We start from the raw sequence: 15,384 nt of genomic DNA, 5'->3' as shown, positions 1-15,384 counted from the left end.
CGAGTCTTCCGCGCTTGCTACCTTCGGCGCCCCTGCCTATATCGCTCTCCTCTCCTCGACATCGTGATTGATGCTGAGGCTGGTCCGGGGCTCCGGGCCGGTCCGAGGGGATTTGGTCTATCGAACGGTGGTCATGACGGATCTGGTCGCGTTGCAGCAGTTGGTCGAGCCGGAGGTGAAGAGCCTCGGCTTCGAACTTGTGCGCGTGGCGATGACCGGTGGCACCTCCGACCCGACGTTGCAGGTGATGGCCGAACGCCCCGATACGCGGCAGCTCGACCTGTCCGACTGCGAAAAGATTTCGCGCCGGATTTCGGAGAAGTTCGACGCACTGGAAGCCGAAGGTCGTGACCCGATCGAGGGCGGCTACCGCCTCGAGGTGTCGTCGCCCGGCATCGACCGGCCGCTGACCCGGCTCAAGGATTTTGCCGACTGGGCCGGCCACGAAGCCCGGATCGCGCTTGCCGAGCCGCAGGACGGACGCAAGCAATTTTCCGGCGAACTGGGCGGCGTCGATGGCGACACCGTTCGGGTCAACGGCAAGGACGGGAAGGATTATTCCGTCCCCTTCGCTGCAATCGCCAGCGCCAAGCTGCTGCTTACCGACAAGCTCATCCAATCGACCGCGCCGCTCAGCACCGAAGGCGCCGATTCAATTCAGGAAATAGAGGACTAGATATGGCCACCGCTGCCCCAGCCGCACCCTCCGCAAACAAGGCAGAGCTGATTGCGATCGCCGACGCCGTCGCTCGCGAAAAGCTGATCGACAAGGGCATCGTCATCGAAGCCATGGAGGACGCGATCCAGCGTGCGGCGCGTGCCCGCTACGGCGCCGAGAACGACATTCGCGCCAAGCTGGATGCCGAGACCGGCGACCTTCGCTTGTGGCGCGTGCTCGAAGTCGTCGAGGAGCCGGAGGATCATTTCAAGCAGGTCGATCTGAAGGGCGCGCAGAAGCTTCAGAAGGGCGCCGAGCTTGGCGACTTCATCGTCGATCCGCTGCCGCCGATCGAGTTCGGGCGGATCGCCGCCCAGGCTGCCAAGCAGGTGATCTTCCAGAAGGTCCGCGACGCCGAGCGCGAGCGCCAGTATGAAGAATTCAAGGACCGGGCCGGCGAAGTCATCACCGGCGTCGTCAAGCGGGTCGAGTTCGGCCACGTTGTCGTCGACCTCGGCCGCGCCGAGGGCGTGATTCGCCGCGATGCCCAGATCCCGCGGGAAATGGTCCGCGTCGGCGACCGCATCCGCTCGCTGATCCTGCGCGTCGCACGCGAAGCGCGCGGCCCGCAAATCTTCTTGTCGCGCGCCCATCCCGACTTCATGAAGAAGCTGTTCGCGCAGGAAGTGCCGGAAATTTACGACGGCATCATCGAGATCAAGGCCGCCGCCCGCGACCCCGGTTCGCGCGCCAAGATCGGCGTTATCAGCCGCGACAGCTCGATCGACCCGGTCGGCGCTTGCGTCGGCATGAAGGGCAGCCGCGTCCAGGCCGTCGTTCAGGAACTTCAGGGCGAGAAGATCGACATCATCCCCTGGTCCGACGACCTTGCGACCTTCGTCGTCAACGGCTTGCAGCCGGCGACCGTCAGCCGGGTCATCATCGACGAGGAAGAAAGCCGCATCGAAGTCGTCGTTCCGGACGACCAGCTCAGCCTGGCGATCGGCCGTCGCGGCCAGAACGTTCGTCTCGCCAGCCAGCTGACCGGCAGCCAGATCGACATCCTGACCGAGGCCGACGCCAGCGAAAAGCGTCAGCGGGAGTTCGTCGAACGCTCCGAGATGTTCCAGACCGAGCTCGACGTCGACGAGACGCTGGCCCAGCTGCTGGTCGCCGAAGGCTTCACCAGCCTGGAAGAAGTCGCTTATGTCGAAGTCGACGAAATCGCTTCGATCGAGGGCCTCGACGACGACATCGCCGGCGAGCTTCAGAACCGCGCAAGCGAAGCGCTGGAGCGCCGCGAAGCTGCTTCCCGCGAGGAGCGCCGAAGCCTTGGTGTGGACGATGCGCTGGCCGAGATGCCGCACCTGACCGAGCAGATGCTGGTCACGCTGGGCAAGGCCAACATCCGTACGCTCGACGACCTTGCCGACCTTGCCACCGACGAACTGGTCGCGAAGAAGCGGCAAGAGCCGCGTCGCCGGTCCGACGCTCCGATCCGGAACGAAGACAAGGGCGGGATCCTGTCCGACTACGGCCTGAGCGAAGAGCAGGGCAACGAAATCATCATGGCCGCCCGCGCCCACTGGTTCGAAGACGAAGACGCCAGCGCTCCTGCCAAGGAGGACGCTGTTGCGGAATCCGAGCAATGAGACCGCGGACGGCGTAAAGCATTCGCCCGAACGCACTTGCGTCCTTACCCGGCGCAAGGGCACGCGCGATCAGCTGATCCGACTTGCGCTGGGGCCTGACGGCTCTGTGGCACCGGACGTGCGCGCCCGCGCTCCGGGTCGCGGTGCGTGGATCTCGGTGGGTCGGGCCGATCTCGATGCCGCCAATGCCAAGGGCAAGCTGAAGGGCGCCCTCGCCCGCGCGTTCAAATCGGAAGTAACCGTTCCGGCCGAAATCGGCGCCCAGACCGAACAGGCGCTGCGCCAGGCAGCGCTCGACCGGCTTGGCATGGAAGCCAAGGCGTCGAACCTGATCAACGGCGCCGACCGGGTCGAAATTGCCGCCCGTTCCGGCAAGGTCCGCCTACTGGTTCACGCCGCCGACGCAGGCGAGGACGGGCGCAAGAAGCTGGACCAGGCGTGGCGCATGGGCGGCGCTGAAGATCTCGGCTTCCGCCAGGGCCTTATATTCCCCGAAGACCGTTCTATCTTGTCCATGGCGTTGGGACGCGAAAATGTGGTACATATCGCCCTGACTGACGCTGCTGCCGCGGCGCGCGTGCTTCACGCGCTCTCCCGGTGGAGCCAATTCATTGCCCCCGAAACCGGTCCGGGGGGCGGCGATCCCGCCTCTGGCACCGGCTTGACCGAAGAAGTTGAAGGAACAGAATGACCGACCAGTCCGACAAGCCGAAGCTTGGCACGCGCGCACCGCTCGGCCTTAAGCGCACGGTCGAAACCGGCAAGGTGAAGCAAAGCTTCAGCCATGGCCGGTCGAACACGGTCGTGGTCGAGGTCAAGAAGCGGCGGATCCTGGGGAAGCCGGGCGAAGCGGCCGAAGCGCCCAAGCCGGTCGAGGCGGAAGCTCCGCCGCCCGCCGCCGCTCCGGTCGAGCCGCCAAAGCCGGTTGCGCCCGCACCCGCGCCGCGCTCGACGCGTTCGGCGCCGGTCGACGACATCACCGCGCGCAAGGAACGTCAGGCTCAGCTCCTTCGCGAGGCCGAGGAAGCGCGCATGACCGCGCTCGAGGAAGCGCGCCGTCGCGAAGATCATGCCAAGATTTCGGCCAACGACGAAGAACGCCGCCGCGCGGAAGAGAACCGCCGCGCTGAAGAGGAAGCCGCCGAAGCCGCCAAGCGCGCTGCGGAGGAAGAAGCGCGCCGGATGCTCGAGGAGCCGCCGGCGCCCGCCGCCCGCGCTGAGGAAGAGGACCGCGGTTTCCGCCGTCCCGCCGGCGCACCCGCGGCCAAGCGCCCGGAACCGGCGCGCCCGGGCCGTGGCCGCGACGATCGCCAGCGCGGCAAGCTTACCGTCACCCGCGCCCTGTCCGGCGAAGACGACAGCCGCGCGCGCTCGCTGGCCGCGCTCCGCCGTGCCCGCGAAAAGGAAAAGCGCGCCCACCAGCAGGCGGGACCGTCGGCCAAGCAAGTCCGCGACGTCGTCGTTCCTGAAGCGATCACCGTCCAGGAACTTGCCAACCGCATGGCCGAACGCGGCGCCGACCTCGTCAAATCTTTGTTCAAGATGGGCATGCCGGTCACGCTGACGCAGACGATCGACCAGGACACGGCCGAGCTGCTGGTCACCGAGTTCGGGCACAACATTAAGCGCGTCAGCGAAAGCGATATCGACATCGATTCCGCGGCCGACGTCGACGCCCCGGAAACGTTGCAGGTACGGCCGCCGGTCGTCACCATCATGGGCCACGTCGATCACGGCAAGACCTCGCTACTCGACGCGATCCGCGGCGCTTCCGTCCAGTCGGGCGAAGCAGGCGGCATCACCCAGCATATCGGCGCCTATCAGGTTGCGCTGCCCGACAAGTCGAAGGTCACCTTCCTCGATACGCCGGGCCACGAAGCGTTCAGCGAAATGCGGGCGCGCGGCGCCAACGTTACGGACATCGTCGTGCTGGTGGTTGCCGCCGACGACGGCCTGAAACCGCAGACGATTGAGGCGATCAACCACACCAAGGCCGCCGGCGTCCCGATGATCGTGGCGATCAATAAGATCGACAAGCCGGATGCGAAGCCGCAGCGCGTCCGCGAGGAACTGCTGCAGCACGAAATCATCGTCGAGGACATGGGCGGCGAGGTCCAGGACGTGGAGGTTTCCGCGCTCAAGCAAACCAACCTCGACAAGCTGCTGGAGGCGATCCACCTCCAGGCCGAACTGCTGGAGCTAAAAGCCAATCCCGACCGCGCCGCCGAGGCGACCGTGATCGAGGCGAGGCTCGACAAGGGCCGCGGCCCGCTCGCCACCGTCCTGGTCCAGCGCGGCACGCTTCGCGTTGGCGATGTGTTTGTTGCCGGTGCGGCAAGCGGCAAGGTCCGCGCGCTGGTCGACGACAAGGGTCGCCAGGTGAAGGAAGCCGGCCCGGCGTTCCCGGTCGAAGTGCTCGGACTTTCCGCCGTGCCGTCGGCGGGCGACCCTTTCACGGTGGTCGAAAACGATGCACGTGCCCGCGAAGTCGCCACCTATCGTCAGGGCGTGCTCGACCGGAAGCGCACGACTTCAGCGCCGCTAAGCGTCGAAAACATGTTCGCCAATCATGCGTCCACGGTCATCGAGTTCCCGGTGGTCATCAAGGCCGACGTGCAAGGCTCGGTCGAAGCGATCGTCCATGCGCTAAACCGTCTGTCGACCGACGAGATCAAGGTGCGCGTGCTGCAGTCCGGCGTCGGTGCGATTACCGAAAGCGACGTGACCCTGGCCAGCGCGACCGGCGCGCCGATCATCGGCTTCAACGTCCGCCCTAATGCCAAGGCGCGCGAAGCGTCGAACCGTAACAAGGTCGAGTTCCGCTACTACGACGTCATCTATCACCTCACTGACTGGGCGAAGGGTGCGATGGCCGGCGAGCTTGGGCCGGAGATCATCGAGACGGTCGTCGGCCGTGCCCGGGTCCAGGAAGTCTTCCCGGCCGGCAAGCGCGACAAGGCGGCGGGGCTGCTGGTCCTCGAAGGCGTCATCCGCAAGGGCCTCAACGCCCGCCTCACGCGCGAGGATGTCATCGTCTCCAAGACGACGATCAGTTCGCTCCGTCGCTTCAAGGACGACGTCGCCGAAGTGCGCGCCGGCCTGGAATGCGGCGTGTTGCTGGCTGACACCAACGACATCAAGGCGGGGGACAGCCTCGAAGTGTTCGAAGTGGAGGAGCGCGCTCGCACACTCTAGTGGGTCCGCCGCGTCGTCATCGCGAGGAGCGTGGCGACGTGGCGATCCAGCTGGATTGCTTCGCTTCGCTCGCAATGACGGTTCAGGTCTGAATGAGGAAAATCGAAACCGCTGAAGGCCGCTCGGTCCGCCTGCTTCGCGTCGGCGAACAGGTGCGGCACGTGCTGAGCGAAATCCTGCAGCGCGGCGACGTGCACGACGAAACGCTGCAAAGCCACCTCGTCAGCATCACCGAAGTGCGCATGTCGCCTGACCTTCGCCACGCCACCGTGTTCGTGAAACCTTTGCTCGGCCAGGACGAGGAAGCGGTGCTGAAGGCGCTGCGAACCAATACCGCTTATTTGCAGCGCGAAGTTGCCCAGCGGGTCCGGACCAAGTTCGCCGCCAAGCTCAGGTTTCGCGCCGACGAAAGCTTCGACGAAGGCACCCACATCGACCGGATCCTGCGGTCCGACCACGTCGCTCAGGACCTGGCCGAGGAATGATCGACAGCCTCGACGCGCCCATGGCCGGCGACGGTTGCCGCGCCGAAGTGTTCGCCGAACATCATCGCAAAGCGCTCAAGGCCGCCTGCGCCGAAGAGACCGAAATCTGGAAAATCTATTCCATCTCGTTCGATCCCGAGCATTTCGACGAGAGCATCGATCGCTTCGCGGGTGCGCCGAACAACCGCACCTTCGTCCTGTTCGACGGCGATGAATTGGCCGGCATGTCGAGCTTCATCGGCATCGACGAGCCGCGCCAGACGCTGGAAATTGGTGGCACTTATTACCGCCCGCACCTGCGCGGCACCGGCCTTAACCGCCGGATCAAGGACATGATGCTGCGCCGCGCCTTCGCTTGCGGGATCCGCCGCGTCGAGTTCCGCGTCGACAGCCGCAACACGCGTAGCCAGGCGGCAATGGCCAAGCTCGGCGCCGTGCGCGAAGGCGTGCTCCGCTCCGACCGCATCACCTGGAACGGCCACGTGCGCGACACGGTGCTTTTCTCTATTCTTCGCGAGGAATGGCCTTGATCCGCTCAGTCCTCGTCTTCGCCGCTGCCGCTGCGCTAACCGTACCCGTCGCCGCGAAGCCGCTCATAGTGCCGGTCGGCGAAAGCTGGGTCTTCAAGCTCAAGGACGGCGACCCGGTCCACGCCCGCCGCATCTCCTCCGCCACCGGGCCGAAGAAAGGCGAGATCAAGGTGGTGACCAGCAAGATGCTTGGGACGATGATGACCGTGACCAACAACAGCCCGACCAGCTACACCTTCAAGGCCGAACTGATCGGCGCCGCGCCCGGCAAGGGCGCCGCGCGTACCTGCACCCTGCCCGGCGGCGCTAAGCCAGCGCTCGAATCCTGGCCGGTCGAAGCCAAGGCCGTTCGGTTCAGCAATTTCAAACCGACGCGCGGCGGCCACTGTTAAAAGCAGGGTCGCCACCTGGCTTAAGGGGATCGGCATCTCTTCATAGATCGATGGCGCATCTCGCCGCCGATCCCGCTAAACGTCGCGCCAATGGCCAAGCTCTATTTCTATTATGCGGCGATGAATGCCGGTAAATCGACGACCCTGCTGCAGGCGGACTTCAACTATCGCGAGCGGGGGATGGAGACGGCGCTGTGGACGGCGGCGCACGACGACCGCGCCGGGACCGGGACCATTGGTTCGCGCATTGCCCTGTCCGCGCCGGCGCGGACCTATTCGCCCGCCGACGACATGTTCGTCGCGACAGCCGAGGAACTGAAGAAGCGCACGCTCGACTGCATCCTGGTCGACGAAGCGCAGTTCCTCACGCGCGACCACGTGCGGCAGCTGTGCCGGGTGTCGGACGAGTTCCATATTCCAGTGCTTTGCTACGGCTTGCGCACCGATTTCCTCGGCGAATTGTTCGAAGGCAGCGCGGCGTTGCTGGCGCTGGCTGATGCGCTGATCGAATTGAAGACGGTTTGCGAATGCGGCCGCAAGGCGACGATGAACCTGCGCGTCGATGCCGAAGGGCACGCAGTCGGCGCCGGCGAGCAGACCGAAATTGGCGGCAACGACCGTTACATCGCCCTGTGCCGCCGCCACTTCTTCGAGCGGCTTCGGGAAAGCCATGCACGACAGCTCTCACTCGGCCTCCCGCGCAAGCCGTGATCCACGGCTGGGTCATTCTCGACAAGCCCGTTGGCCTTGGCTCCACCCAAGCGGTCAGCGCGGTCAAGCGCGCCCTTCGCGAGGCTGGCGAGCCGAAGACCAAGGTGGGTCATGGCGGCACGCTGGACCCGCTCGCCAGCGGCGTGCTTCCGATCGCCATTGGCGAAGCGACCAAGGTCGCGGGCCGAATGCTCGATGCGACCAAGGCTTACGATTTCACCATACGGTTCGGCGAAGAGACCGATACGCTCGACCTGGAGGGCGCTGTGATCGCCACCAGCGACGTACGCCCAACGCTGGCGCAGGTCGAAGCCGTGCTTTGCGCCTTCACCGGCCCGATCGAGCAAGTGCCGCCGGCTTATTCGGCACTCAAGATTGACGGGAAAGCCGCCTACGCCCGCGCCCGCGCCGGGGAGGAGGTCGAGATGGGTCCGCGATCCGTCACGGTGCACGCTCTCTCGATTCTTCAGCCCGGCGAAAGCGAGGAGCCAGCGGAGGATAGAGAACAACTGGAGTTCCGTCTTAGCGGGAGCGGCGAAGTGACCCTCTCGGCCACCGTATCAAAGGGCACCTACATCCGCTCGCTGGCCCGCGACATTGCCCGGGCGTTGAACACGGTCGGCCACGTCACCATGTTGAGGCGGACACGCGCTGGGCCGTTCGGGCTCGATTCGGCCATTTCGCTGGACTTCCTGGCCGAAACCGCTAAGGCGCGCGAGCTGACGAGGACGGTTGTTCCGCTTCAAGCGGCGCTGGACGACATCCCGGCCCTCCCCGTCACCCCCGATCAGGCACAGCTGCTCCGGCATGGACAGCGCTTGGCCGGGTTCCCCGCAACACCGGGGCTCCAACTGGCCTGCCTGGACGATGTCCCGGTGGCGCTGGTCGAAGCCGCGGTTGACGGCCTCAAGGTCGTCCGGGGGTTCAACCTTTAAAGACAGGAGTAATGACGATGTCGATTACCGCTGAGCGCAAGCAGGAAGTTATCAAGGAACACGGCCGCGGCAAGGACGACACCGGTTCGCCCGAGGTCCAGGTCGCCATCCTCACCGACCGCATCAACACGCTGACCGCCCACTTCAAGACGCACGCGAAGGACAACCATTCGCGCCGCGGCCTGCTGATGATGGTCAACAAGCGCCGGTCGCTGCTCGATTACCTCCGCCGCGAGGACGAAAAGCGCTACACCGATCTCATCGCGAAGCTTGGCCTTCGCAAGTAATTACGAAGGGCGCCCTTGCGGCGCCCTTTGCGTAGGACAGCTCCGCAATTCGGCGGCGCGTCCAGGGGCAGGTTTACACGCCCCGCACCGCTCGCAGGCCGGTCTCGCCTGCCACTAGATGACCCCGCTGGCATCCGGCCCGCGGGAGAAGGAAATCAAATGTTCGATATCAAAACCGTAGAAGCCGATCTTGGCGGCAAGACCCTCAAGCTCGAAACCGGCCGCGTTGCGCGCCAGGCCAATGGCGCCGTCATGGCCACGCTCGGCGAAACCGTCGTCCTTTGCGCGGTCACTGCCGCCAAGAGCGTGAAGCCGGGGCAGGACTTCTTCCCGCTGACCGTCCACTATCAGGAAAAGTTTTCGGCCGCCGGGCGTATCCCGGGCGGCTTCTTCAAGCGTGAGCGCGGCGCGACCGAAAAGGAAACGCTGACCAGCCGCCTGATCGACCGTCCGATCCGCCCGCTGTTCCCGGAAGGCTTCTACAACGAAGTCCTCGTGATCGCGCAGGTCCTTTCCTACGACGGCGAGAACGAGCCCGACATCCTGGCGATGATCGCCGCGTCGGCAGCGCTGACCATCTCCGGCGTTCCCTTCATGGGCCCGATTGGCGCCGCTCGCGTCGGCTATTCGGCCGAAGGCGAATATATCCTCAACCCGACGCAGGCGCAGATTGCCGAAGGCAAGCTCGACCTCGTCATGGCCGGCACGCCGAACGCGGTGATGATGGTCGAATCGGAGGCCAAGGAGCTCTCGGAAGACGAGATGCTCGGCGCCGTCATGTTCGGCCACAAGGCTAGCCAGGAAGTTTGCAAGGCCATCATCAAGCTGGCCGAGCAGGCCGCCAAGGAGCCTTGGGAACTGCCCGAGGACACCGAGAGCGAAGGCATTCTCGCCAAGCTCAAAGATCTCGCCGGTGACGGCCTTGAAAAGGCCTATGGGATCGTCGGCAAGGCTGAGCGCGTCGCTGCGCTCGCCGCCGCCAAGACGCCGTTCAAGGATGCTTATGCGGACGCCGACCCGGCGACTGCCCTGAAGGCCACCAAGCTCGGCAAGAAGCTTGAAGCCAACATCGTTCGTGGCGCCATCCTCAAGGACGGCCGCCGCATCGACGGCCGCGGTCCCAGGGACATCCGGCCGATCGAGGCGATGGTCCACTTCCTGCCGCGCGCGCACGGCTCGGCGATTTTCACCCGCGGTGAAACGCAGGCTATCGTCAGCACCACGCTTGGCACCAAGGAATCGGAACAGATGATCGACGGGCTGGAGGGTCTCTCCTACTCGCGCTTCATGCTGCACTATAACTTCCCGCCTTACTCGGTCGGTGAGGTCGGCCGCTTCGGCGCCCCGTCCCGGCGTGAGACCGGCCACGGCAAGCTCGCCTGGCGCGCGCTTCATCCGATGCTGCCGAGCGCGGAGGAGTTTCCCTATACGATCCGCGTCCTGTCCGACATTACCGAGTCCAACGGCTCCAGCTCGATGGCCACCGTCTGCGGCGGCTCCCTTGCGATGATGGACGCCGGCGTTCCGCTGAAGGCGCCAGTCGCCGGCATTGCCATGGGCCTGATCCTCGAAGGCAAGGACTTCGCCGTAATCAGCGACATCCTTGGCGACGAAGATCACCTTGGTGACATGGACTTCAAGGTTGCGGGCACGTCCAACGGCATCACCGCGCTGCAAATGGACATCAAGGTCGCCGGCATCACCGAGGAGATCATGAAGGTGGCCCTCGCCCAGGCGAAGGAAGGCCGCGCCCACATCCTGGGCGAAATGGCCAAGGCGCTCGATCATACGCGCGAAGAACTGTCCGCCCACGCGCCGCGCATCGAAACGATGCAGGTACCCAAGGACAAGATTCGCGAAGTCATCGGCACCGGCGGAAAGGTCATCCGTGAAATCGTCGCGGAGACCGGCGCGAAGGTGGACATCGACGACGACGGCACGATCAAGATCGCGTCTTCGGACCCGGCCAAGATCGAGGCCGCGCGCGCCTGGATCCACGGCATCGTGGCCGAGCCGATCCCGGGCACCATTTACACCGGCAAGGTCGCCAACATCGTCGATTTCGGCGCGTTCGTGACCTTCATGCCGGGCAAGGATGGCCTGGTGCACGTTTCGGAGATCAAGAACGAGCGGGTCGAGAACGTCCGCGACGTTCTGTCCGAAGGCCAGGAGGTCAAGGTCAAGCTGCTCGAGGTCGACCAGCGCGGCAAGGTCCGCCTGTCGATGCGCGTCGTCGATCAGGAAACCGGTGCCGAGCTCGAAGACACCCGCCCGCCCAAGGAGCCCCGTGAAGGCGGCGACCGCGGACCGCGCGGCGATCGTGGCGATCGTGGCCGTGGCCGCGGCGGCGACCGCGATCGCGGACCCCGTCGTGAAGGCGGTGGACGCGACGGCGGCGGACGCGGCGATCGCGGCCCGCGCGGCGAAGGCCGCGGCGAGCGTGGTCCCCGGCGCGACGGCGGTGAAGGTCAAGGCAACGAAGGCGGCAGCGAACCCACGTTCGCCCCAGCCTTCCTGACCGGCGACGACGCCGACTGATTTGCGCTCCGGCGCAAGCCGGTTTCAATGCACTAAAAAAGGAAGCCCCGCGAGCGATCGCGGGGCTTCTCTTCTTTGGCTTGGGCGCGCCAGCCATTCGGTTCGTGAAATCATTATGTTATGCCGTGATTCGCTCGGTTCGAGAGTGTTGGAGAAATCGGGATGCCCACCGGAACGAACGGCGACGACCAGCGCGATGGTGGCCATTCCAGCGACTTCCGGCTACCGCGCACGAATGCAACATCCCCGGCTTCATGACGCCCTCGCCGAGGCGCTGACCGCGCGCGGCTTCGAACAACTCACGCCTGTCCAGTCGGCCGTCGTCGCTGAGGAAGCGGATGGCCGCGATCTCATTGTTTCGGCCAAGACCGGGTCGGGCAAGACCGTTGCCTTCGGCATGGCGATGGCCGCGCAGCTGATCGAGGCCGACCGGCTGACCTTCACCCGCGAACCGCTGGCCCTGGTCATCGCCCCGACTCGCGAACTTGCGATGCAGGTCAGCAAGGAGCTCGACTGGCTCTATGCCAGCGCCGGCGCCCGGGTCGTCACCTGCGTCGGCGGCATGGACCCGATGAAGGAACGGCGCGCGCTCCAGGGCGGGGTGCACATCGTCGTCGGCACGCCGGGCCGACTTCGCGACCACCTGGAACGCGGCGCTCTCGACCTTTCGGCGCTTCGCGTCGCGGTGCTCGACGAGGCCGACGAGATGCTCGACATGGGCTTCCGCGAGGAGCTTGAAGAAATCCTCGATGCCACCCCTCAGGGCCGCCGCACCTTGTTGTTCTCCGCGACGATGCCGCGGCCGATCGTGGCGCTCGCCAAGCGCTACCAGAAGGACGCGCTTCGGATCGAAACCCTGGGCGACAACCAGGGGCATCAGGACATCGCTTACCAGGCGGTGGCGGTATCGCCGACCGACATCGAGCATGCGGTGGTCAACCTCCTGCGCTTCCACGATGCGGAGACGGCGATCCTGTTCTGCGCCACCCGCGAGGCGGTGCGGCGGCTCCATTCCAGCCTGACCGAGCGGGGCTTCCAGGCGGTCGCCTTGTCTGGCGAGCACAGCCAGAGCGAGCGCAACCACGCGCTGCAGGCCTTGCGCGACCAGCGCGCCCGCGTCTGCGTCGCCACCGACGTCGCGGCACGCGGCATCGACCTGCCGTCGGTCTCGCTGGTCGTCCACGTCGAGCTTCCCCGCGATGCCGAGGCGCTGCAGCACCGGTCGGGCCGCACCGGGCGCGCCGGGCGCAAAGGCACGGCAATCCTCATCGTCCCGTACCAGCGCCGCAAGCGCGTCGAGGGGATGCTTCGCGGTGCCCGCATCGATGCCGAGTGGGTCCAGGTGCCGTCCGCCGCCCAGATCCGCGACAAGGACCGGGAGCGATTGCTGGTCGCCCTGTCCGAACCGGCCGAGCTTGAGGAAGAGGACCGCGAACTCGCCAACCAGCTGATGGCCAAGCTTTCGCCGGAAGCGATCGTCGCGGCCTTGGTCAAATCGCTGCGCACGGATATGCCGGCGCCGGAGGATATCCTGAGCCCAGCCGAGCGCGCAGAACGGCGTCCGGACGGCCCGCGCCCGGGTTTCGAGAATGCGGTCTGGTTCCAGATGAACGCCGGCCGCCGCCACAATGCCGACCCGCGCTGGCTGCTGCCGCTGATCTGCCGCTACGGTCATGTCGGGCGGGCCGAGATCGGCGCGATCCGGATCGCAGCAAGCGAAAGCTATTTCCAGGTCAGCGAACGGGCCACGCCCGGCTTCATCAAGGCGCTTCGCCGGGCCGTCATCTCACCGGAGGACCAAGGGCTGATGATCGAGCCGGCGCCGCAGCGCGAGCCGTCGAATTACCGGCCCGAGCAGGCGCACGAGCAGCCGCGCGTGAAGAAGCCGCGCCGGCCGAAACCGGCCTAGGCCGCCGCTTGCTCCAGCCGCTCGCTGGCTTCAAGCCAACGCGCTTCGGCAGCTTCCAGCTCCGCGGCCACCTTGGCCCGACGCCGGCTGAGCTCGCTCATCGGCAAATTGGCCAGTTCCGCGGGCGCGCTCTTGGGATCGAACATCGCCTGGTCGATCGCCGAACATTGGGCCATCAGCCTGGCGCTTGCCGCTTCCGCTTCGGACGCCGCTTTCTTCAGCGCCCGCGCATCTTCGCGAGCCTTCGCCGCTGCCTTGCGGTCCTGCTTGGGCTGCTTCGCCTTCGCTTCGGCCGCCGGCTGGTTCCGGCCCAGCACCAGGTCGATGTAATCATCGATGCTGCCGGCATATTCGTTCGCCGCGCCGCCATCGACCAGCACCAGCCGGTCGGCGGTCAGTTCGATCATGTGCCGGTCGTGGCTGACGATGATCACCGCCCCGTCATAGCCGTTGAGCGCCTGCACGAGCGCTTCGCGGCTATCGACGTCGAGGTGGTTGGTCGGCTCGTCGAGAATCAGCAGGTGCGGCGCGTCGCGAGTGATCAGCGCAAGCGCGAGCCTGGCCCGTTCACCGCCCGACAATTTACCGACCAACGTGATGGCCTTGTCGCCGGAAAAGCCGAACCGCCCAAGCTGGGCCCGCACGGCGCCCGGGGTCGCGTCGGCCATCGCCCGGGTCATGTGCTGCAACGGCGTTTCGTCCCCGTGCAGTTCCTCAACTTGGTACTGGGTGAAGTACCCCACGCGCATTTTCGACGAGGCGCTGACGCTGCCTTCCATCGGCGCCAGCTGCGCCGCCAGCAGCCGGGCCAGCGTCGTCTTGCCGTTGCCGTTACGGCCGAGCAGCGCGATGCGGTCGTCGGGATCGATGCGCAGATTGAGCCGGCGAAGCACCGGCGTTTGTGAATAGCCGACCGCCGCCATGTCGAGCGTGATCAACGGTGGCTTGAGCTGCGACGGGCTTGGAAAGTCGAAGCTGAGGCTCGGGTCATCGGCGAGCGCAGCGATCGGCTGCATCTTCGCCAGCATCTTCGCCCGCGACTGCGCCTGCTTGGCGGTCGAAGCGCGCGCGCTGTTGCGGGCAATGTAATCCTGCAACCGCGCCCGCTGGGATTCCTGCGCCGCCTGCGCCGCTGCAATCTGCGCGGCGCGCTCGGCCCGCTGCCGTTCGAAGCTGTCGTAACCGCCGGCATAGACGGTCACCTTGCCGCGCTCGAGATGGGCAATCGCGTCGACCACATTGTTGAGCAGGTCCCGCTCGTGGCTGATCACCACCAAGGTGCCGGGATAGCTCTTGAGAAAATTCTCGAGCCACAAGGTCGCTTCGAGGTCGAGATGGTTCGACGGCTCGTCGAGCAGCAGGAGGTCCGGTTCGGAGAACAGCAAGGCGGCAAGCGCCACGCGCATCTTCCAGCCACCGGAATAGCTATCCAGCGGCCGCGCCTGCATCTCCTCGTCGAAGCCAAGACCAAGCAGGATTCGAGCGGCACGCGCCGGCGCGGTGTAGGCGTCGATCGCCAGCAGTCGCTCATGGATGTCGCTGATCCGGTGCGCGTCCTGGCAATGCTCGGCCTCGTCCATCAGTCGGGCCCGCTCGACATCGGCGGCAAGCACGGTTTCGAACGGGCTCGAAGCGCCCGCCGGGGCTTCCTGCGCGATGTAGCCCATGCGCGTGCGCCGCGGCATCTCGATCGTACCTTCGTCGGGCTCGATCTGGCCGATGATCGCCTTCATCAGCGTCGACTTGCCGGCCCCGTTGCGGCCGATCAGCCCGACGCGGCTGCCCGGCGTGAACGTCGCCGAGGCGCGGTCGAGGATCGTCCTGCCGCCAAGGCGGACCGTAATTCCATTGATGGAGAGCATCCGCGGCGCTTAGCAGCCAAACGCGTCCTGCCCAAGTGTCGAGCAAATGACTTTGCAGGAAGGGAAAATAGGCTGGTGGAGCTGAGGGGAATCGAACCCCTGACCTCTGCAGTGCGATTGCAGCGCTCTCCCATCTGAGCTACAGCCCCGCCCCAGCCGAGCGTGGGTTCAGCCTTCGCCGGACCCGGGAGAGCGGCCCCAATAGCCGCGCTTTTTGCCCCATGCAATCG

General features: G+C 65.9%; 13 protein-coding genes and 1 tRNA gene. 12 read left to right on the top strand and 2 right to left on the bottom strand.

The window, feature by feature from the left end:
* Positions 1-133: 133 nt before the first annotated feature.
* The 12 genes from rimP to G7078_RS03815 all read left to right on the top strand — a co-directional run bounded on the left by rimP (position 134) and on the right by G7078_RS03815 (position 13,292).
* Entirely contained in the window at positions 134-676 is a 543-nt protein-coding gene (gene rimP / locus G7078_RS03870; protein ID WP_166093174.1) for a ribosome maturation protein RimP, read from the top strand.
* Positions 677-678: 2 nt separating this feature from the next.
* The gene (gene nusA, locus G7078_RS03865; protein ID WP_166093171.1) at positions 679-2,310 is read left to right on the top strand and encodes a transcription termination factor NusA; all 1,632 of its coding nucleotides are present in this window, start codon (positions 679-681) and stop codon (positions 2,308-2,310) included.
* A complete protein-coding gene (locus G7078_RS03860) occupies positions 2,291-3,001 on the top strand; it encodes a DUF448 domain-containing protein (protein ID WP_281346921.1) in 711 nt (236 codons plus the stop codon). The genes nusA and G7078_RS03860 overlap by 20 nt, the downstream gene beginning before the upstream one ends.
* Positions 2,998-5,505 carry a translation initiation factor IF-2 gene (gene infB, locus G7078_RS03855; RefSeq protein ID WP_166093169.1) on the top strand — a complete coding sequence of 836 codons (2,508 nt, stop codon included), beginning with the start codon at positions 2,998-3,000 and terminating at the stop codon, positions 5,503-5,505. Before G7078_RS03860 ends, infB begins: the two co-directional genes overlap by 4 nt.
* 92 nt (positions 5,506-5,597) lie before the next feature.
* Positions 5,598-5,990, top strand: a complete 393-nt coding sequence (gene rbfA, locus G7078_RS03850) for a 30S ribosome-binding factor RbfA (protein WP_166093167.1) — start codon at positions 5,598-5,600, stop codon at positions 5,988-5,990.
* Entirely contained in the window at positions 5,987-6,520 is a 534-nt protein-coding gene (locus G7078_RS03845) for a GNAT family N-acetyltransferase (protein WP_166093165.1), read from the top strand. Before rbfA ends, G7078_RS03845 begins: the two co-directional genes overlap by 4 nt.
* Positions 6,517-6,912: a hypothetical protein gene (locus G7078_RS03840; RefSeq protein WP_166093163.1), complete on the top strand. Its 396-nt coding sequence runs from the start codon at positions 6,517-6,519 to the stop codon at positions 6,910-6,912. The genes G7078_RS03845 and G7078_RS03840 overlap by 4 nt, the downstream gene beginning before the upstream one ends.
* Positions 6,913-7,002: 90 nt before the next feature.
* Positions 7,003-7,623, top strand: coding sequence for a thymidine kinase (locus G7078_RS03835; RefSeq protein WP_166093161.1), 621 nt, complete (start codon positions 7,003-7,005; stop codon positions 7,621-7,623).
* On the top strand, positions 7,623-8,558 hold the full coding sequence (gene truB, locus G7078_RS03830) for a tRNA pseudouridine(55) synthase TruB (protein WP_166096107.1): 936 nt from the start codon (positions 7,623-7,625) through the stop codon (positions 8,556-8,558). The genes G7078_RS03835 and truB overlap by 1 nt, the downstream gene beginning before the upstream one ends.
* A 17-nt stretch (positions 8,559-8,575) precedes the next feature.
* On the top strand, positions 8,576-8,845 hold the full coding sequence (rpsO, locus tag G7078_RS03825; protein WP_166093158.1) for a 30S ribosomal protein S15: 270 nt from the start codon (positions 8,576-8,578) through the stop codon (positions 8,843-8,845).
* 159 nt (positions 8,846-9,004) lie between these two features.
* Complete coding sequence (gene pnp, locus G7078_RS03820) at positions 9,005-11,383, top strand: polyribonucleotide nucleotidyltransferase (protein WP_166093156.1); 2,379 nt, start codon at positions 9,005-9,007, stop codon at positions 11,381-11,383.
* Between the two features lie 235 nt (positions 11,384-11,618).
* Positions 11,619-13,292, top strand: coding sequence for a DEAD/DEAH box helicase (locus G7078_RS03815; protein ID WP_166093154.1), 1,674 nt, complete (start codon positions 11,619-11,621; stop codon positions 13,290-13,292).
* On the opposite strand, the gene G7078_RS03810 is transcribed toward G7078_RS03815, so the two are convergent.
* The gene (locus G7078_RS03810) at positions 13,289-15,154 is read right to left on the bottom strand and encodes an ABC-F family ATP-binding cassette domain-containing protein (RefSeq protein ID WP_166093152.1); all 1,866 of its coding nucleotides are present in this window, start codon (positions 15,152-15,154) and stop codon (positions 13,289-13,291) included. The genes G7078_RS03815 and G7078_RS03810 overlap by 4 nt on opposite strands.
* A 73-nt stretch (positions 15,155-15,227) precedes the next feature.
* Positions 15,228-15,303 (bottom strand) — tRNA-Ala (locus G7078_RS03805).
* Positions 15,304-15,384: the final 81 nt, after the last annotated feature.

It is taken from the genome of Sphingomonas sinipercae (genome assembly GCF_011302055.1).
GTDB classification, from domain to species: Bacteria; Pseudomonadota; Alphaproteobacteria; order Sphingomonadales; family Sphingomonadaceae; genus Sphingomicrobium; species Sphingomicrobium sinipercae.
The sequence above is the reverse complement of the archived record's forward strand: the minus strand, read 5'-3'. Positions and strand labels throughout refer to the sequence as shown.

Coding starts and splice junctions, on each gene's coding strand:
- G7078_RS03810 (WP_166093152.1), bottom strand. CDS start 15,154: ATGCTCTCCATCAATGGAATTACGGTCCGCCTTGGCGGCAGGACGATC.
- rpsO (WP_166093158.1), top strand. CDS start 8,576: ATGTCGATTACCGCTGAGCGCAAGCAGGAAGTTATCAAGGAACACGGC.
- G7078_RS03845 (WP_166093165.1), top strand. CDS start 5,987: ATGATCGACAGCCTCGACGCGCCCATGGCCGGCGACGGTTGCCGCGCC.
- rimP (WP_166093174.1), top strand. CDS start 134: ATGACGGATCTGGTCGCGTTGCAGCAGTTGGTCGAGCCGGAGGTGAAG.
- rbfA (WP_166093167.1), top strand. CDS start 5,598: ATGAGGAAAATCGAAACCGCTGAAGGCCGCTCGGTCCGCCTGCTTCGC.
- G7078_RS03815 (WP_166093154.1), top strand. CDS start 11,619: ATGCAACATCCCCGGCTTCATGACGCCCTCGCCGAGGCGCTGACCGCG.
- nusA (WP_166093171.1), top strand. CDS start 679: ATGGCCACCGCTGCCCCAGCCGCACCCTCCGCAAACAAGGCAGAGCTG.
- G7078_RS03835 (WP_166093161.1), top strand. CDS start 7,003: ATGGCCAAGCTCTATTTCTATTATGCGGCGATGAATGCCGGTAAATCG.
- pnp (WP_166093156.1), top strand. CDS start 9,005: ATGTTCGATATCAAAACCGTAGAAGCCGATCTTGGCGGCAAGACCCTC.
- infB (WP_166093169.1), top strand. CDS start 2,998: ATGACCGACCAGTCCGACAAGCCGAAGCTTGGCACGCGCGCACCGCTC.